The sequence below is a fragment of the Streptomyces sp. NPDC006655 genome (assembly GCF_040703965.1).
Classification (GTDB): domain Bacteria; phylum Actinomycetota; class Actinomycetes; order Streptomycetales; family Streptomycetaceae; genus Streptomyces.
Map to the genome: position 1 here is coordinate 1 of NZ_JBEYJU010000079.1, position 17,873 is coordinate 17,873.

Sequence of the window (17,873 nt, forward strand, 5' to 3'; positions counted from 1 at the left end):
CCCGTTCCACCGAGGGGTACCGCTGGAGGACCGACTCGATCTCGCCGAGTTCGATGCGGTGGCCGCGGATCTTGACCTGGGTCGGGCGTCTCCAGCACGGGCATCCCGAACAGCCGGCGTCCGCTGCTCGCCTCGGCGTCCTCCAGGGCCTGCCAGCACCTTCTCCAGCGACCCCAACGCCGAGCGCAGTTCGTCGGCCGTGACGGTCAGCGGCGGCGCCAGCCGGATCGTGGAGCCGTGGGTGTCCTTGACCAGGACGCCCTCGCGCATCAGACGCTCGCTGATCTCCCGCCCGGTGCCGATCGCCGGGTCCACGTCGACGCCGGCCCACAGCCCGCGCGCCCGGAAGCCCACCACGCCCCTGCCGACCAGCGCCGCCAGGCCGTCCCGCAGGACGACTCCCAGCTCGGCCGCCCTGCGCTGGAACTCGCCGCTCTCCAGCAGCTCCACCACCGCCGTTCCGACGGCCGCGGCGAGCGGGTTGCCGCCGAACGTCGAGCCGTGCTCGCCCGGATGCAGCACGCTCATCACCTCACGTCGGGCCACCACCGCCGACACCGGTACGATCCCGCCGCCCAGCGCCTTGCCCAGCAGCAGCACGTCCGGGACGACGTCCTCGTGGTCGACGGCCAGGGTGCGCCCCGTGCGGCCGAGACCGGACTGGATCTCGTCGGCGACGAACAGGCAGCCCGCGCGCCGGGTCAGCTCCCGGACACCGGTCAGGTAGCCGTCGTCGGGGATCAGCACTCCGGCCTCGCCCTGGATGGGCTCGATGAGCACGGCAGCGGTCGTCCCGTCGACGGCCGCCTCCAGCGCCGCCAGGTCGTTGTACGGCACGATCCGGAAGCCCGGCGTGAAGGGGCCGAAACCGGCGCGCGCGGTCTCGTCCGTGGAGAAACTGACGATCGTGGTGGTACGGCCGTGGAAGTTGTCCGCGGCGACGACGATCGTGGCCCGGTCGGCGGGGACGCCCTTCACGTCGTAGGCCCACTTGCGGGCCACCTTGATGCCGCTCTCCACCGCCTCCGCGCCGGTGTTCATCGGCAGCACCATGTCCAGGCCGGTCAACCCGGCGAGCCGGGCGGCGAATTCGGCGAGCCGGTCGTTGTGGAAGGCGCGGGAGGTGAGGGTCAGCCGGTCGAGCTGGCGGTGCGCGGCCTCGATCAGGGCGGGGTGCCGGTGGCCGAAGTTGAGCGCCGAGTAGCCGGCCAGCATGTCGAGATACCGGCGGCCCTCGACGTCCTCCACCCAGGCGCCCTCGGCGCGGGCCACGACGACGGGCAGCGGGTGGTAGTTGTGCGCGAGGACCGGTTGCTCCGCCTGGATCAGCTCGGCGGAGGTGCGCGTGCGTACGGGTGCGGTCATGAGGGGGATCTCCTGGTCCTCAGCGGATTTCCTGGGTGCAGCACTTGATGCCGCCGCCTGCCTTGTGGAACTCCGACAGGTCGACGGGGACCGGCTCGTAGCCCTGGTCGGCGAGCCGGCCGGCCAGCGCCTCGGCCTGCGGCGCGATGAAGACGTGGCGGCCGTCGGAGACGGAGTTCAGCCCCCAGGACAGCGCGTCGTCACGGGTGGCGAGCACCGCGTCCGGGAACAGCCGGCGCAGCACGTCCCGGCTGCCGGGGGAGAAGGCCTGCGGGTAGTAGACGATGTTCTCCTCGTCCAGGACGAACAGCGCGGTGTCCAGGTGGTAGAAGTACGGGTCCACCAGCGTCAGGCTGATCACCGGGTGGCCGAAGAACTCCTGCGCCTCCCGGTGCGCCTCCCGGGACGTCCGGAAGCCGGTGCCGGCCAGCAGGTAGCGGCCCGTCCAGACCAGGTCGCCCTCGCCCTCGACCACCGAGCCGGGACGGTGCACGTCGTAGCCCGCGGTCTTGAACCACAGGTCGTAGTGGCCCGACTCGGGGCGCCGCTCGGGGGCGTGGAACAGCGAACCGAAGACCCGGCCGCCGACGACCACCGCCGAGTTCGCGGCGAAGACCATGTCGGGCAGGCCCGGGACCGGATCCAGCCGGTCCACGCTGTGGCCGTGGGCGCGGTAGGCGTCGATCAGCGCTGTCCACTGCTCCTGGGCCAGGTCGACGTCGACCCTGGTGTCGGGGTTCATCCAGGGATTGATCGCGTACTGCACGGCGAAATGTCTGGGTTCACAGACAAGGAAGCGCCTGAGGCGCGGCACACGGCTTTCGGACACAGAGGGGTTCCTCCGCTTTCCCGCGGTGTCGACTGAGGGTTGACACCAAGGTAGAAAGCGTCGGATACGGTCGACAAGAAACGAATGCTGCGCGTCCGCGCAGGAATGCTGCGTCTCCGGTCATACAAACGCAGTGTCGATGCGTTTACTCCGGCGCCGCCGCCGTCGCGCCCGCCTCCGGGCTCTCCGGCAGCAGGTGCGAGAGCACCATCACGCTGATCGTCTTCCGGATGAACGGCTCCACCCGGATCCGCTCCAGCACCTCCTCGAAGTGGTCCACGTCCCGGGCCCGTACGTGCAGCAGCGCGTCCGCGCCGCCGGTCACCGTCATGGCCGCGGTGATCTCCGGATGGTTGCGCACCACCTCCGCGAGCCGCCGGGGCGGCGCCGCGCCCTCGCAGTACACCTCGACGTACGCCTCCGTGCGCCAGCCGAGCGCCGACGGCTTCACGGTGGCCGTGAACCCGGTGATCACACCGGTCTCGCGCAGCCGGTCGACCCGCCGCTTCACGGCCGTCGCGGAGAGCCCGACGGCCGCGCCGATCTCGGCGAAACTGGTCCGCGCGTTCGCCATCAGCGCGGTGGTGATCTTCCGGTCGAGATCGTCGAAAGGGGCGGTGCCGCTGTTCATGTCCGCACTGTAACCACGCGGAACGGCACTTCGGGAACACCGCTTCGTCCGGCGCGGACGTCCACGTCCGCGACGTGTCCAGCGCCCCGCCCCGCCGCCTACACTCCGTTCATGCTGCGCGCTCTCGCCGTCGACGACGAACGCCCCTCGCTGGAGGAGCTCCTGTACCTGCTGCACGCCGATCCGCGCATCGGCAGCGTCGAGGGCGCCGGTGACGCCACCGAGGCGCTGCGCCGCATCACCCGTGCCCTGGAGTCGGGACCGCAGGGCCCCGAGGCCGTCGACGTGGTCTTCCTGGACGTCCAGATGCCCGGCCTGGACGGACTGGAGATGGCCCGTCTGCTCACCGGCTTCGCCCGTCCGCCGCTGGTGGTGTTCGTGACCGCCCACGAGGACTTCGCGGTGCGGGCCTTCGACCTCGAGGCGGTCGACTACGTCCTGAAGCCGGTCCGCAAGGAACGCCTGGCGGAGGCGGTCCGGCGGGTCGCCGAACTGCGCGGCGCCGCACCGCGGATACCCGTCCACGAACCCGACCCCGACCACCTCCCGGTCGAACTCGGCGGCGTCACACGGTTCGTGGCCGTCGCCGACATCACCCACGTCGAGGCCCAGGGCGACTACGCCCGGCTGCACACCGACCGCGGCAGCCACCTCGTCCGCATCCCGCTGTCCACCCTGGAGGACCGCTGGCGCTCCCGGGGCTTCGTGCGCATCCACCGCCGCCACCTCGTCGCCCTCCGGCACATCGGCGAACTCCGCCTGGACGCGGGCACGGTGAGTGTCCTGGTCGGCGGCGAGGAACTGCAGGTCAGCCGGCGCCACGCGCGCGAGCTGCGGGACCTGCTGATGAGGAGGGTCTGACCGTGCCCGGCGAGCCCGTCGAGCGCCGGGTCACCGTCACGGGGCCGCCCCGCCGCAGCCGCCGCGCCTCGGGCTACTACCGCCCGCGCACCGAGATCGACGAGCAGACCACCCTCGGCCACACCTACGTCCGCTCCCTCATGCGCTCCCAACTGCGGGCCGCCCTCGCCGTCTTCGCGGTGCTCGTGCTGCTCATCGGACCGCTCCCGCTGGTCTTCGCGGCCGCCCCCGAGGCGCGCCGACTGGAGTGGCTGGTGCTCGGCTTCTGCCTCTACGCCCCGCTGATCCTGCTCGCCCGCTGGTACGTGCGCCGCGCCGAACGCAACGAGGAGGACTTCGTCCGTCTCGTCGAGGACCGATGAACTCCCGCCGCGACGAGGTGAGATGAACTCCAGCTATGCCGTACCGGCCGTGGCCCTGGTGATGGTCGCGACCGTCCTCGTCGGCGCCTTCGGGCTGCGCATCTCCCGCACCACCTCCGACTTCTACGTCGCCTCCCGCACCGTCGGCCCCCGCCTCAACGCGGCCGCGATCAGCGGCGAGTACCTCTCCGCCGCCTCCTTCCTGGGCATCGCCGGGCTGGTCCTCGTGCAGGGCCCCGACATGCTCTGGTACCCGGTCGGCTACACCGCCGGTTACCTCGTCCTGCTGCTGTTCGTCGCGGCCCCGCTGCGCCGCTCCGGCGCCTACACCCTCCCCGACTTCGCCGAGGCCCGGCTCGCCTCGCAGCCGGTACGACGGCTGGCCGGCGCGTTCGTCGTCGGCGTCGGCTGGCTCTACCTGCTGCCCCAGCTCCAGGGCGCCGGACTGACGCTGGCGGTGCTCACCGGCGCGCCCGACGCGCTCGGCGGCCTCATCGTGGCCGTCGTCGTGGTGGCCACGGTCGCCGCGGGCGGCATGCGCAGCATCACCTTCGTCCAGGCCTTCCAGTACTGGCTGAAACTCACCGCCCTGCTCGTCCCCGCCCTCTTCCTCGTCCTCGCCTGGCAGAGCGCCGGCGCCCCCACCCACGCCTTCGACGAACCGGCCGCCTTCCGCGACCGGCGCACCGTCGACGTCCAGGACGCCCTCGTCCTCAGGCTCGACCGCCCCCTCACCGCCACCGTCACCGGCACCGTCGACGGCCACCCGTACCGGGACACCAGGGTGACCCTCCCCGAGGGCGGCCACCGCATCGCCGCCGGCACCCGCCTGACCTTCGCCAAGGGCACCCGGGTCCCCGCCACCGAGCGCGGCACCAACGGCGGCATGTCCACCTCGCTCGCCGAGAGCCGCGAGGAACGCCCGCTGTACGCCACGTACGGACTCATCCTCGCCACCTTCCTCGGCACCATGGGCCTGCCGCACGTCGTCGTCCGCTTCTACACCAGCCCGCACGGCGTCGCCGCCCGCCGCACCACGGTCGCCGTCCTCGCCCTGATCGGCCTCTTCTACCTGCTGCCACCCGTCTACGGCGTCCTCGGCCGCCTCTACACCCCCGAGCTGACCCTCACCGGGGACGCGGACGCCGCCGTGCTGCTGCTGCCGGACCGTGTCGTCGGCGGCCTCGGCGGCGAACTGCTCGGCGCCCTGGTGGCCGGCGGCGCCTTCGCCGCGTTCCTCTCCACCGCCTCCGGCCTGACCATGGCGGTCGCCGGCGTCCTCACCCAGGACGTCCTGCCGTCCCGCGGCGTACGGCACTTCAGGCTCGGGACCGTACTGGCGATGGCCGTACCGCTCGCCGCCGGCGTCCTGGTCGGCGGGCTGCCGGTCGCCGACGCGGTGGGGCTCGCCTTCGCCGTGTCGGCGTCCTCCTTCTGCCCGCTGCTGGTGCTCGGCATCTGGTGGCGGCGGCTGACCCCGCCCGGCGCGGCCGCCGGGATGCTGGTCGGCGGCGGCTCGGCGTTCTGCGCGGTCGCCGCGACGATGGCCGACTTCCCGGGCACCGGCGACCTGCACGCCCTGCTCGCCTGGCCGGCCCTCTGGTCGGTGCCGCTGGGCTTCCTCACCATGATCCTGGTGTCCCTGGCGACCGCGAGCCGGGTGCCCCCCGGGACGGCGGCGATCCTGGCCCGCTTCCACCTCCCGGAGGAACTGCGGGCGGAGGCCAAGGCGTGACCGGTTTCCTCGCGGGCCTGTGCGTGGCCGTCCTCCCGCTGCTCACCGCCGGTTTCTGGCTGGGCCGACGCACCGCACGCCCCGAGAGCCTCGGCGGCCTCGGCACCCCCGTCGAACACGCCACCTTCGAGACCCTGCACACCGCGTCCCTCGCCGCGCCCCCGCTGCGCGCGGGCCTCACCGAGGAGACCGCCCGCCGCTCGGCCCGCCGGCTGCGCACCCTGCTCGGCACCGACGCCCTCTGCCTCACCGACCACGAGAACCTGCTGGCCTGGGACGGCGTCGGCGGCCACCACCGCACCGAGATCCTGGAACGCCTCACCGGCGCCCTGGAGTCCGGCCGCGGCGAGGCCTTCCGGCTGCACTGCGCGACCCCGGACTGCCCGGTCCGCTGGGCCGTGATCACCCCCCTGACCGTCGACGACCGTGTGCACGGCACCCTGGTCGCCTGCGCCCCGCGCGAGTCCGCCGTCCTGGTGCGCGCGGCCGGCGAGGTCGCCCGCTGGGTCAGCGTCCAGCTGGAACTGGCCGACCTGGACCGCTCCCGCACCCGGCTCATCGAGGCCGAGATCCGCGCCCTGCGCGCCCAGATCTCCCCGCACTTCATCTTCAACTCGCTCGCGGTGATCGCCTCGTTCGTGCGCACCGACCCCGAACGCGCCCGCGAGCTGCTCCTGGAGTTCGCCGACTTCACCCGCTACTCGTTCCGCAGGCACGGCGACTTCACCACCCTCGCCGACGAACTGCACGCCATCGACCACTACCTGGCGCTGGTCCGGGCCCGCTTCGGCGACCGTCTCACGGTCACCCTCCAGATCGCCCCCGAGGTGCTCCCGGTCACCCTGCCCTTCCTCTGCCTCCAGCCGCTCGTGGAGAACGCCGTCAAGCACGGCCTCGAGGGCAAGACCGGCACCTGCCACATCCAGATCACCGCCCAGGACGCCGGCGCCGAGGCGCTGGTCGTCATCGAGGACGACGGCGCGGGCATGGACCCGGCGCTGCTGCGCCGCATCCTCTCCGGCGAGGTCAGCCCCTCCGGCGGGATCGGCCTGTCCAACGTCGACGACCGGCTCCGCCAGGTCTACGGCGACGACCACGGCCTCGTCATCGAGACCGCCGTCGGCGCGGGCATGAAGATCACCGCCAGGCTGCCCAAGTACCAGCCCGGCGTGCACCGGGCCGCCCCCCTCGCCACGGACTGACCGGTCAGCCGCTCTGCTGGGTCATCACCATCGCCAGCGTGAGCAGCCCGAGCACCACCCAGCCGAACCACAGCCAGCCGTTGCTGCCGAGCGCCACCGAGTAGGCGCTCACCACCACCAGGCCGCCCACGGTCAGCACCCCCATCGCCTTGGTGGAACCGTTCGAACCGTTCGCAGAACCGGGCATCGCGACACCCTCCTCGTGGTCCGTCACCCCTCCATGGTGCCCCGGATCAGCCCTCGCGTGCGTTGAGCGAAGCCAGATAGGCGTTGTACGCCTCCAGCTCCTTGTCGCCGTCCCGGTCGGCGGCCCGGTCCGTGCGCCGCGCCTGGCGCTGCTCGGAGCCGTACCACTGGAACAGCAGCGCGATCAGCACCAGCACGGACGGGATCTCGCTGAACGCCCAGGCGATCCCGCCGGCCGCGTTCTGGTCGGAGAGCGCGTCGATGCCGAGCGAGGCGGGCGGGTTCCTGAACGTCTCCACCATCGGCTCGGACGCCATCATCAACGCGATGCCGAAGAACGCGTGGAACGGCATACCGGCGAACAGCTCCAGCATCCGCATGAGGTGTCCCGGCCGGTGCGGTCCCGGGTCGACACCGATGATCGGCCAGAAGAAGACGACGCCGACGGCGAGGAAGTGCACCATCATCGCGATGTGCCCGGCCTTCGACCCCATGAGGAAGTCGAACAGCGGGCTGAAGTAGAGCGCGTACAGGCTCGCGATGAACAGCGGGATGGTGAACGCGGGATGCGTGATGATCCGCATGTACCGGCTGTGCAGCAGGGCCAGCAACAGCTCGCGGGGCCCCTTGCGCCCCTTCCCGGCGACCGGCAGCGCCCGCAGGGCGAGCGTGACGGGGGCGCCCAGCAGGATGAAGATGGGCGACAGCATGCTGATGACCATGTGCTGCACCATGTGCACGCTGAACATGACCATCCCGTAGTCGTTCAGCCGGGTGCACATCACGAGCACGACGGTCAGCACGCCGACGACGAACGACGCGGTGCGCCCCGCGGACCAGGAGTCCCCGCGCCGCCGCAGCCGCACCACACCCCACCCGTACAGCGCGAGCCCCGCGACACAGGCCACGAGGAAGAACGGATCCGCCGACCACTCCAGCCCCCGCCCCAGCGTGAACGGCGGCAGATCCATGGTCATGCCGTGCCCGCTGTGATCCATCCGGCGGCTCCTGATTCGTGGGGGGTTGTACGTTTACTGCCGACCCCACCTTAGAACCGCCCCCGACCTCGCTTGCGAGCGGGGGCGGCCGTGCCCACGCAAAGGGGCGCTGGGGGTCCCCCGGCCGAGGGCTGGGGGAGGAACTGCGCGACAAGCCACGCACGACTCGCACCCGGCGACGATCCGGCACCCCCTACGGCGCAGCCCCTACAGCACCGTCTCCGCCTCGTCGTACCGCTCCGAGGGAACCGTCTTCAACGTCTCCACCGCCTCGGCCAACGGCACCATCACGATGTCCGTCCCCCGCAACGCGGTCATGTTCCCGAACTCCCCCCGGTGCGCCGCCTCCACCGCATGCCACCCGAACCGCGTCGCCAGCACCCGGTCGTACGCCGTGGGCGTGCCACCCCGCTGGACGTGCCCGAGGATCACCGGCCGGGCCTCCTTGCCGAGCCGCTGCTCCAGCTCGACGGAGAGCTGCCGGGCGATCCCGGCGAACCGCTCGTGCCCGTAGATGTCCTTGCCGCCCTCGTCGAACTCCATGCTGCCGGCCTTCGGCTTCGCCCCCTCCGCCGCGACGACGATGGCGAACCGCTTCCCGGCCTCGAACCGCTCGCCGACCCGGCGGGCCAGCTCCTCGATGTCGAAGGGCCGCTCGGGTACGACGATGGCGTGGGCGCCGGCGGCCATGCCGGAGTGCAGGGCGATCCAGCCGGTGTGCCGTCCCATGACCTCCACGACGAGCACCCGCTGGTGGGACTCGGCGGTGGTCTTCAGCCGGTCGAGGGCCTCGGTGGCGACCCCCACGGCCGTGTCGAAGCCGAAGGTGACGTCGGTGACGGCGATGTCGTTGTCGATGGTCTTCGGGACGCCGACGATCGGCAGGCCGGCGTCCGACATCAGCCGGGCGGCCTTCAGCGTGCCCTCACCGCCGATCGGGATGATCGCGTCGAGGCCGAGCTCGGCGACGTGCCCCTTGGCCCGCTCCACGCCGTCCCGCAGGTGCGAGGGCTGGACCCGGGAGGACCCGAGGATGGTGCCGCCGCGGGCCAGGATGCCGGCCACGGCGTCGAGGTCGAGCTTGAGGTAGTCGCATTCCAGGAGGCCCTTCCAGCCGTCCCGGAAACCGATGACCTCGTCGCCGTGGTCGGCGACGGCACGGTGGACGACGGACCGGATGACGGCGTTCAGGCCGGGGCAGTCGCCGCCGGACGTGAGGACACCAATGCGCATAGCCCGAAACAACCTTCTCCACGTGGGCCGAAGACCGGACCACGCTGTCCGGCTGTCATCGCCGTCACCCTACCCGCGTGAGGGGGTCCCTCCGCACCGGGCGTCCGCCTGCTGGACGTGCCCGCACATGTGAGCGGACACCCTGTCAGGCGGGCCCGGAACCGGCCTTGCCGACGCAGCTCAGGCGGGCTGCTGGGCGGAGGCGATGCGCTCGTTGCGGAGCGCCTCGTACCACCGGTCGTCGATCGGCGGCAGCGCGTTGACGTCGAGCGCCAGCTTCAGCAGCAGGTCGGCGATGAGCGGGTTGCGGGCGAGCACGGGCCCGTGCATGTACGTACCGAAGACGGTCTCGTTGTAGGCGCCCTCCGTGCCGTCCCCGGTGCCGTTGCCCCGGCCCAGCTGGACCCGGGCGAAGGGGCGGGCGGTGGGGCCGAGCTGGGTGACGCCCTGGTGGTTCTCGAACCCGGTGAGCTGGGGCAGCCCCAGGCGCGGGTCGATGTCCGCGAGCACGTCACCGACGCACCGCTCGCCGGTGCCGCGCACGGTCGTCACGTCCAGCAGGCCGAGTCCCGGCTCCCGCTGCCCCAGGTCGTTGATGAACTCGTGCCCGAGGATCTGGTAGCCGGCGCAGACGGAGAACACGATCGCGCCGTTCTCCACCGCCCGGTACAGGTGCCCGTCGCGGCGCAGCCGCTCCGCGGCGAGCCGCTGCGGACGGTCCTCGCCGCCGCCGATCAGGTAGATGTCGCCGGAGGTCGGGATCGGCTGGTCGCTGCGCACGTCCAGCCGGGCCACGTCGAGACCGCGCTGCCGGGCCCGGCGCTCCACCACGAGGGCGTTGCCCTGGTCGCCGTAGGTGCTGAGCAGGTCCGGATAGATCCACACCAGCCGCAGTTGGTTGTCGCTCATGAGGTGATCGTTCCTTCGGGGTCAGTCAGTTGCCGACGCGGCGGCGCAGGTCCTGGAACGCGGTGTAGTTCGCGATGACCTCGATACGGCCCGGCGGGCACATCTGTACGGCCTGGTCGAGGGAGTCGCAGACCTGGAAGTGCTGGCCCGCGACCTCCAGACGGACGGCGAGGTCGAGCTTGCGGTCACCGAGCACGCAGATCGGGTGGCCGGTGAGGCGTGTGTAGTCCACGTCCCACAGCCAGGAGGTGTCGGTGCCGTCCGCGCCGCGCGCGTTCACCGAGAGGATCACCGGGGTCGGCGGCGGGTCGATCAGCGAGAACGTCTCCAGCCAGCCGGCCGGGTTCTTGGCGAGGAGCAGCCGCAGGTCCCGGTCCTGGAACTGCACGACGTCGTACCGTCCCGCGACGGCCTGCACCTGGTACATCCGTTCCAGGGCGACCTGCGGCGGCACTCCGAAGACGGCGGCCACGGCGGCCGAGGAGGCGGCGTTCGCCTTGTTGGCGCGGCCCGGGAGCTGGAGGTGGATGGGCCAGGCGGACCCGTGCGGGTCGAGCACGTGGTCCCCGGACAGCACCCAGCTCGGCGTCGGCCGACGGAACCCGCACTCGCCGCAGAACCAGTCGTCGCCCGGCCGCTGCATCACGCCACCGCAGGACGGGCAGGACCAGGCGTCGTCCTTCCACATCTGCCCGGCGGCGACCCAGATCACGTTGGGGGAGGAGGACGCGGCCCACACGACCAGCGGGTCGTCGCAGTTCGCCACGATGACGGCCTTGGACCCGGCCAGGCCCTCCCGCCAGTTCTCGGCGAGCATCCGGGTCTCGGCGGCGCGGTCGAGCTGGTCGCGGGAGAGGTTGAGCAGGGCGATGCACTTCGGGTCGGTGTCCCGGGCCACCCCGGCCAGGTACTTCTCGTCGACCTCGATGACACCGAACTTGGACTCCGAGCCGCCCGCGAGCGCCGACGTGATACCGGCCGGCATGTTGGCGCCGAGCGCGTTGGACACGACCGGCCCCGCGGCCTTCAGCGCCTCGGCGATGAGCCGGGTGGTCGTCGTCTTGCCGTTCGTGGCCGAGACGAGCGTCACGTCCAGGTTCTGGGCGAGCCGGGCGAGAAGGTCGGGGTCGAGCTTGAGAGCGACCCGGCCCCCGATCACGGATCCGCTGCCGCGCCCCGCTGCCCGCGATGCCGCCGCGACCGCCTTGCCCGCGGTCACGGCCAGCTTGGCCCGCGGCGTGAGCGGGTCCGAGTTGCCTGCCATCAGTTCTCGATCCTCCTTGCGTACGCGCCGCGCCTCAGCCATCCGGCAACGTGGTGTGAGGTAAGCCTATCGAGATCCGTTCGCACACCCGAATTGCGGCCCTCGCCAGCGCGGCGGGCAGGGGCCGATTCGAACCGTACCCTTGCGGCCATGCGACACGGTTCCATTCCGGGCGCCCGCGGGCGGGTCCGGCCCCTCACCCTGCTCGGCGACCCCGTCCTGCACGCCCGTTGCGCGGAGGTCACCGACTTCGGCCCCGAACTCTCCCGTCTGGTGGAGGACTTGTTCGCGACGATGTACGCGGCCGAGGGGGTGGGCCTGGCGGCCAACCAGGTGGGGGAGTCGCTGCGGGTGTTCGTCTACGACTGCCCCGACGACGAGGACGTCCGCCACCTGGGCCACGTGGTGAACCCGCGCCTGGTCACGACGGACGGCGTCACACTGCGCGGCCCGGAGGGCTGCCTGTCCCTGCCCGGCCTGGAGGCGGGCACGGAGCGCTACGACCACGCGGTGGTCGAGGGCTTCACCGCCCAGGGCGACCCGGTCACGATCGACGGCACGGGCTTCTTCGCGAGATGCCTCCAGCACGAGACCGACCACCTGGAGGGCCACGTCTACGCCGACCACGTCACCGGCTGGCGCAGGCGCAGACTGATGCGACAGGTGACGAAATCCTCTTGGCACCGGTGAGCGGACGCGCCCCGAAGGGGGCGCGAGGAACTGCGCGACCAGCCCCCACCGGCCGTGCGACGCCACACGACCCTCAGAACCCGGGACCTCCCACTCTGTCCCCCGCCGCGGCAAGCCGTCCCCACAGAAGATCGGCCAGACTCTTCACCAACTCGTCACGAGAGCACGGCCGTTCCCCCAGCCACCAGTCCCCGGCCGCATGCATCATCCCGACGATCCCGTGCCCCCACACCCGGGCCAGCTGCTGGCTGTTCGGCCCCAGATCCAACCGGTCCTCGATGACCTGCGCCAGTTCCTCCCCCATCCTCCGCAACAGCGGCGCCGAGTGCTTGCCGACATCGAACCCCTGGTCCGCCCCGGTGCCGCCCTCGGCGGGGTGCATCAGGAACCGGTACACCTGCGGCCGCGCCTCGATCGCCGCGAGGTAGGTGTCCAGCGTCGCCTCGACCCGCTCACGGCGGTCCGCGGGCGCGTCCAGCGCCGCGCGCAGCGAGTTCAGCAGCGCGTCGGTGTGCCGCTTGGCCAGCGCCGCGTAGAGCCCGCTCTTGTCGCCGAAGTGCCGGTACAGGATCGGTTTGGTGATGCCGGCCTCCGCCGCGATCGCGTTCATGGAAGCCTGTGGGCCGTCGCGCAGCACCACCCGGTCGGCGGCCTCCAACAGCTCACGCCGTCGGCGGTCGGCGGACCGCTGCTGTTCGGTCCGCTGTGTGGTGTCCATGTGCTCTCCCCACCCCGTGCTGTTTCGCTGACGCCTGCGCAAACTAACACCTGACAGTCGTCCCGTATCGAACTGGCTGCCGAGGTGACCTCGGGAGTTGACTTTTCCTACTGACCAGTAACAGACTTGGGTTACCGCTAGTAACACATTATGCGCCGCCGCTGGAGGGGTCATGGCCGAGTTCACCATGGAGCTCAACGACGAACAGAAGGAGGTCCGGGACTGGCTGCACGGTTTCGCCGCCGACGTCATCCGTCCCGCCGCCGCCGAATGGGACGAGCGTGAGGAGACTCCCTGGCCGGTCATCCAGGAGGCCGCGAAGGTCGGCATCTACTCCCTCGACTTCTACGCGCAGCAGTACTTCGACCCCACCGGCCTCGGCATCCCGATGGCCATGGAGGAGCTGTTCTGGGGCGACGCGGGCATCGCCCTGTCCATCGTGGGCACGGGTCTGGCCGCCGTCGGCGTCCTCGCCAACGGCACCGAGGAGCAGATCGGCACCTGGATCCCCCAGATGTACGGTGACCCGAACGACATCAAGGTCGCCGCGTTCTGCTCCTCCGAGCCGGACGCCGGCTCCGACGTGGCCTCCATGCGCACCAGGGCCGTCTACGACGAGGCCAAGGACGAGTGGGTGCTCAACGGCACGAAGACCTGGGCGACCAACGGCGGCATCGCCAACGTCCACGTGGTCGTCGCGGTCGTCGACCCGGAGCTCGGCTCCAAGGGCCACGCGTCCTTCATCGTGCCGCCGGGAACGCCCGGGCTCGCCCAGGGGCAGAAGTTCAAGAAGCACGGGATCCGCGCCTCGCACACCGCCGAGGTCGTCCTCGACAACGTCCGGGTGCCCGGTTCCTGCCTGCTCGGCGGCAAGGAGAAGCTGGACGAGCGGCTGGCCCGGGCCCGGGAGCGGGCCAAGTCGGGCGGGGAGCGCGTCAAGAACGCGGCGATGGCCACGTTCGAGGCCTCGCGGCCCGCCGTCGGGGCCATGGCGGTGGGTACCGCCCGCGCCGCCTATGAGGTCGCCCTCGACTACGCCAGGACCCGCGAACAGTTCGGGCGGCCGATCATCGACAACCAGGGGGTGGCCTTCCAGCTCGCGGACATGCGTACCTCCATCGACGCGGCCCGCCTGCTGGTGTGGCGGGCGTCCTGGATGGGGATCAGCGGGAAGCCGTTCACCGCGGCCGAGGGGTCGATGTCGAAGCTGTTCGCCAGCGAGACGGCGAAGAAGGTCACCGCGCAGGCGATCCAGATCCTCGGTGGCAACGGCTACACGCGGGAGTATCCGGTGGAGCGGATGCACCGGGACGCGGCGATCTACACCATCTTCGAGGGGACGAGTGAGATCCAGCGGCTGGTGATCGCCCGCACGTTGGCGGGGATGCCGATCCGGTAGCGCCGTAGGGGTGCGGGTGCGTCGCGGGCTCGCGGTGCGCCTGGGTTGCTCGCGCAGTTCCTCCCCCCGGCCTTCGGCCGGGGGTACCCCCAGCGCCCCTGGGCAAATCTCCTCACCGGTGCTTCAAGGGCGTGAGTTGCTCGATGTCGTAGCGCTTGCGGAGTGCCTCGATCGCCTCGTGATCGGGGGGACCGCCGCTTCCCAGGATCTCCAGCAGCTCCTCGAAGTAGCGTTCGTGGTCCGGTGGCGGGGATGCCTGGAAGAACATCTTCGCCGGGGCGTCCGTCGGGTTGGCGAAGGCGTGCGGGCAGCCCGGGGGTACGACGATCACCGTGCCCGGCGTCGCCCGTACCACCCTTGTGCCCGAACTCGACTCCCAGCGCTGCCAGTTGTCGGGGGTGCGGACGCGTGGCTCGAAGGCGAGGACGTCCAGCTCGCCTTCGAGGACGTAGAACAGCTCCTCGCTGCGGGTGTGCACATGGGCGCCCACGTCGAAGCCCGGCGGAACCTCCACCTCGAAGGTGGACGCCATCCGGGAGTGCGTGCCCGTCACCTTGAACGTGACACGCTGGGCCGGCGTCTGGACCACACGCCCGTGGCCCGGCGGTACGAGGAGTCCCTCGGTCGTCGTCATGGGCCGATCACCACGTCACCGGTAGGGTCTCGGGTCCCCGGATCAACGCGCCCTTCCGGAAGGGAACCTGCTCCGGGGGCACGGCGAGCCGCAGTCCGGGCAGCCGGTCGAGGAGGGCGTCGACCAGCAACTCCTCCTCCAGCCGCCCGAGCCGGCCGCCGGGGCAGTAGTGCGGGCCGAACCCGAAGGCGAGGTGGGGGTTGGGGCTGCGGGTGAAGTCGATCGTCTCCGGGTCGGGGAAGACGTCCGGGTCGCGGTTGGCGGCCAGGTACGAGACGTAGACCGGGTCGCCCGCGCGGATCAGGACACCCCCGATCTCCACGTCCCGCAGGGCGATCCGGGACAGCCCGACCGCGCTGCGGTGCGGGATGTAGCGCAGGAGTTCGTCGATCGCCCGGGGGCGGATCTCCGGCTCGGTGCGCAGCCGGTCGAGGAGGTCGGGACGGGTCAGCAGCAGGTAGAACATCTGCCCGCTGTTGTTGGTGACCGCCTCGCCGCCGATCTGCAGCAGGACGGCGAGACCGACCGCCTCCTCCAGTGTGACCTCGCCGCGGCCCACCGCGGCGCCGAGCAGCGACGTCACGTCCTCGCCCGTGCTGTCCTCGCGCAGCGCGATCAGATCGCCGAAGTAGGCGCTCATCTCGCGCTTGGCCCTCTCGCTGGTCTCCTTGCCGTGGCTGGAGGACAGGATCAGCTGGGTCCAGATGTGCATGCTGTGCCGGTCGGCGGCCGGTACGCCCATCACCTCGCAGATCACCGCGATGGGGAACGGGCTGAGGACCGTCGCCGTGAGGTCGGCCGGCGGCCCGTCCTGGACGAGTTCGTCGACGATCTCGTCCAGCATCCGGCGCGCCTTCTCCCGGACCCGCTCCACCCCCTTGCTGGTGAGCGCGGGGGCCACCGTACGGCGCAGCCGGGTGTGGTCGGGCGGGTCGAGGAAGCCGACCGCGCCCGGGTCGGGGATGAAGTGCGGGGCGAGCCGGGTGACCGGCTGGTCCAGCACCGCCTCGCGGCTGAACCGGAGGTCGTTGGCCACCATGCGTACGTCGTCGTAGCGGGTGACCAGCCATGCCCAGCCCTCGCCGTTCGGCAGCCGGATCCGGCTGACCGGGCCCTCGCGCATCAGCTCGGCCAGGGTGGGGTCGAAGTCCACCCCCGCCAGGTCCGGCACCTCCCAGTGCCGGACCGGACAGGCGGCCGCCACGGGCACCGCGCCGGGTGCCTCGTCGGCCGGGTCGAGTGGTTCGGTGAGCGTCATCTCGGTCAGGCCGCCCCTTCGTCCGAACGCCGCCAGCGACCCAGCGACATCTCCGCGGTGATGCCGGGACCGAACCCGGCGAGCAGGCCGCGCGCCTGGTGCTCGGCGCCGCCCTCGTCGAACATCCGGCGCAGCGCGTCCAGGACGACGGCGCTCGCGATGTTGCCGTACTCGGTGAGCGTGGACCGGCTGAACCGGAACGCGTGCGGATCGACCTGGAGGAACTTGCTCAGGTCGTCGAGGATGCGGGGGCCGCCCGCGTGGACTATGTAGAAGTCCAGGTCGGCGGCGTCCCAGCCGTGCAGTCCCGCCAGGTCCTGGAGGGCCGGAGCGAGCGGCTCCATCGTCGCGGGCACCCGCTTGTCCAGCAGGAAGTGGAACCCGGTGGCCCGTACGTCGTACATGATCCACTCTTCGGTCTTCGGGATCAGGTACGAGCCGTTGCGTTCGAGCTCGACGCCCGTGCCGCCCTGGCCGCGGACCACGGCGGCGGCGATGCCGTCACCGAACAGGCCGTTGGAGAGCAGCGAGCCGACGCCGAGGTCGGTGGGCTGGTAGCACAGCGAGCAGAACTCGCAGGCGACGATGAGCGCGTTGGCGTCCGGGTACGCCGAGCAGAAGTCGTGCGCCCGGTTGATCGCCGCTCCGCCGGCCGCGCAGCCCAGCTGGGCGATGGGCAGCTGACGGGTGGTGGAGTCGAAGTCCATCTCGTTGATCAGCCACGCCGTGAGCGAGGGCATCATGAAGCCCGTGCACGAGACGTAGATGATCACGTCGATGTCGGTGGTGAGGAGTTCGGCGTCGTCGAGCGCTCGCTGGATGACTGCGGGGACCCGGGCCTTGGCCTCGGCCTCGTAGAGCTTGTTGCGCTCCTCGAAGCCGGGGTGCTTGAGGGTTTCCTCGATCGGCTGCACGATGTGCCGGGTGCGAACGCCCGTGTTCTCGATCAGTCTCAGCGCCAACGGCAGCTGCGGGTGGTTCTCGTGGTGGGAGCGCGCCAGTTCCAGCGTCTCCTCCATCGTGATCACGTACTCCGGGACCGACACTGAGGGTTTGCACAAAGTCGCCATGAACCGTGCCTGCTTTCAGCCTTCCGGCGGGTTTGGGGCCGCCGGTTGGAAGGTGGTTCACCTCAGGAGGTGGTCCCCTCACGATCACCCGAGAGGGCGACGATCTCGCGTCGGACTACTCCGAACCGGTGACCCCGTGTCAGGGTCGAATCACCCTGGAGGTACCCCCGAGGAGCAGGACGCGCCGTCCGCCCCGGCCGCGGAAAAGGCTGAAGAAGACCAGGTCAGGGCAGTGGCCGCAGCGGCGCGCGGTGCTGCACCGCACCCACTGCGACCCGCACCCGCCGAGCTACCCCCCCTGCCCGCTGCTGTGAGCGATGCAGGCCACGTCGATCCGGTCGGCCAGCTTCGCGAGCTCGATGGTCAGAGCGGCCACCGTGTCCTCGTCCAGCCCGCCCTCGTCGGCCTCGACAAGACGCAGCCACCGCGCCCCCAACGTCCGCAACAACTTACTCACGTCGGCCGCGGCCACCTGCAAGGTACCGCGGTCGTCGACGATCAGAGGCAGGGTCACTTCGCGGTTCACACC

18 protein-coding genes and 1 pseudogene are annotated in these 17,873 nt (G+C 71.3%); 6 read left to right on the top strand and 13 right to left on the bottom strand.

Annotated elements, in window-relative coordinates; all coding sequences use genetic code 11:
* Positions 1-153: 153 nt before the first annotated feature.
* From rocD to AB0958_RS33230, 3 genes and pseudogenes are all read right to left on the bottom strand, one after another.
* A pseudogene (gene rocD / locus AB0958_RS33220) lies at positions 154-1,365 on the bottom strand (ornithine--oxo-acid transaminase); the annotation flags it as partial.
* A gap of 19 nt (positions 1,366-1,384) precedes the next feature.
* Complete coding sequence (ddaH, locus tag AB0958_RS33225) at positions 1,385-2,194, bottom strand: dimethylargininase (RefSeq protein WP_366894186.1); 810 nt, start codon at positions 2,192-2,194, stop codon at positions 1,385-1,387.
* A 145-nt stretch (positions 2,195-2,339) separates the two neighbouring features.
* Positions 2,340-2,825: an Lrp/AsnC family transcriptional regulator gene (locus AB0958_RS33230; protein ID WP_132887869.1), complete on the bottom strand. Its 486-nt coding sequence runs from the start codon at positions 2,823-2,825 to the stop codon at positions 2,340-2,342.
* A gap of 111 nt (positions 2,826-2,936) precedes the next feature.
* Here AB0958_RS33230 and AB0958_RS33235 point away from each other — a divergent pair, with 111 nt between their 5' ends.
* From AB0958_RS33235 to AB0958_RS33250, 4 genes are read left to right on the top strand one after another with little or no spacing between them, the layout of a single operon-like run.
* Entirely contained in the window at positions 2,937-3,686 is a 750-nt protein-coding gene (locus tag AB0958_RS33235; RefSeq protein WP_366894187.1) for a response regulator transcription factor, read from the top strand.
* A gap of 2 nt (positions 3,687-3,688) precedes the next feature.
* Complete coding sequence (locus tag AB0958_RS33240; protein ID WP_366894188.1) at positions 3,689-4,048, top strand: hypothetical protein; 360 nt, start codon at positions 3,689-3,691, stop codon at positions 4,046-4,048.
* A gap of 22 nt (positions 4,049-4,070) precedes the next feature.
* Entirely contained in the window at positions 4,071-5,783 is a 1,713-nt protein-coding gene (locus tag AB0958_RS33245; RefSeq protein WP_366894189.1) for a cation acetate symporter, read from the top strand.
* Positions 5,780-6,985: a histidine kinase gene (locus AB0958_RS33250; protein ID WP_366894190.1), complete on the top strand. Its 1,206-nt coding sequence runs from the start codon at positions 5,780-5,782 to the stop codon at positions 6,983-6,985. Before AB0958_RS33245 ends, AB0958_RS33250 begins: the two co-directional genes overlap by 4 nt.
* A 4-nt stretch (positions 6,986-6,989) precedes the next feature.
* On the opposite strand, the gene AB0958_RS33255 is transcribed toward AB0958_RS33250, so the two are convergent.
* The 5 genes from AB0958_RS33255 to AB0958_RS33275 form a co-directional block, all read right to left on the bottom strand.
* On the bottom strand, positions 6,990-7,172 hold the full coding sequence (locus AB0958_RS33255; protein WP_366894216.1) for a hypothetical protein: 183 nt from the start codon (positions 7,170-7,172) through the stop codon (positions 6,990-6,992).
* Between the two features lie 46 nt (positions 7,173-7,218).
* Entirely contained in the window at positions 7,219-8,169 is a 951-nt protein-coding gene (locus tag AB0958_RS33260; protein ID WP_366894191.1) for a cytochrome c oxidase assembly protein, read from the bottom strand.
* Between the two features lie 207 nt (positions 8,170-8,376).
* Positions 8,377-9,402, bottom strand: coding sequence for a 6-phosphofructokinase (locus AB0958_RS33265; RefSeq protein ID WP_366894192.1), 1,026 nt, complete (start codon positions 9,400-9,402; stop codon positions 8,377-8,379).
* A 180-nt stretch (positions 9,403-9,582) separates the two neighbouring features.
* A complete protein-coding gene (locus AB0958_RS33270; RefSeq protein ID WP_123978815.1) occupies positions 9,583-10,311 on the bottom strand; it encodes a type 1 glutamine amidotransferase in 729 nt (242 codons plus the stop codon).
* 25 nt (positions 10,312-10,336) lie between these two features.
* A complete protein-coding gene (locus AB0958_RS33275) occupies positions 10,337-11,575 on the bottom strand; it encodes a MurT ligase domain-containing protein (RefSeq protein WP_366894193.1) in 1,239 nt (412 codons plus the stop codon).
* Positions 11,576-11,725: 150 nt separating this feature from the next.
* Here AB0958_RS33275 and def point away from each other — a divergent pair, with 150 nt between their 5' ends.
* A complete protein-coding gene (gene def / locus AB0958_RS33280; protein WP_366894194.1) occupies positions 11,726-12,265 on the top strand; it encodes a peptide deformylase in 540 nt (179 codons plus the stop codon).
* 73 nt (positions 12,266-12,338) lie between these two features.
* On the opposite strand, the gene AB0958_RS33285 is transcribed toward def, so the two are convergent.
* The gene (locus AB0958_RS33285) at positions 12,339-12,983 is read right to left on the bottom strand and encodes a TetR/AcrR family transcriptional regulator (RefSeq protein WP_132887880.1); all 645 of its coding nucleotides are present in this window, start codon (positions 12,981-12,983) and stop codon (positions 12,339-12,341) included.
* A gap of 172 nt (positions 12,984-13,155) precedes the next feature.
* On the opposite strand from AB0958_RS33285, the gene AB0958_RS33290 reads away from it, so the two are divergent.
* The gene (locus tag AB0958_RS33290; protein WP_366894195.1) at positions 13,156-14,382 is read left to right on the top strand and encodes an acyl-CoA dehydrogenase family protein; all 1,227 of its coding nucleotides are present in this window, start codon (positions 13,156-13,158) and stop codon (positions 14,380-14,382) included.
* Between the two features lie 112 nt (positions 14,383-14,494).
* Here AB0958_RS33290 and AB0958_RS33295 read toward each other — a convergent pair whose 3' ends face one another.
* From AB0958_RS33295 to AB0958_RS33310, 4 genes are all read right to left on the bottom strand, one after another.
* Complete coding sequence (locus tag AB0958_RS33295; protein ID WP_366894196.1) at positions 14,495-15,016, bottom strand: cupin domain-containing protein; 522 nt, start codon at positions 15,014-15,016, stop codon at positions 14,495-14,497.
* Between the two features lie 7 nt (positions 15,017-15,023).
* Entirely contained in the window at positions 15,024-16,274 is a 1,251-nt protein-coding gene (locus tag AB0958_RS33300; RefSeq protein ID WP_366894197.1) for a cytochrome P450, read from the bottom strand.
* 5 nt (positions 16,275-16,279) lie between these two features.
* Entirely contained in the window at positions 16,280-17,344 is a 1,065-nt protein-coding gene (locus AB0958_RS33305; RefSeq protein ID WP_366894198.1) for a type III polyketide synthase, read from the bottom strand.
* 289 nt (positions 17,345-17,633) lie between these two features.
* On the bottom strand, positions 17,634-17,870 hold the full coding sequence (locus tag AB0958_RS33310; RefSeq protein ID WP_132887885.1) for a DUF6213 family protein: 237 nt from the start codon (positions 17,868-17,870) through the stop codon (positions 17,634-17,636).
* Between the last annotated feature and the right edge of the window lie 3 nt (positions 17,871-17,873).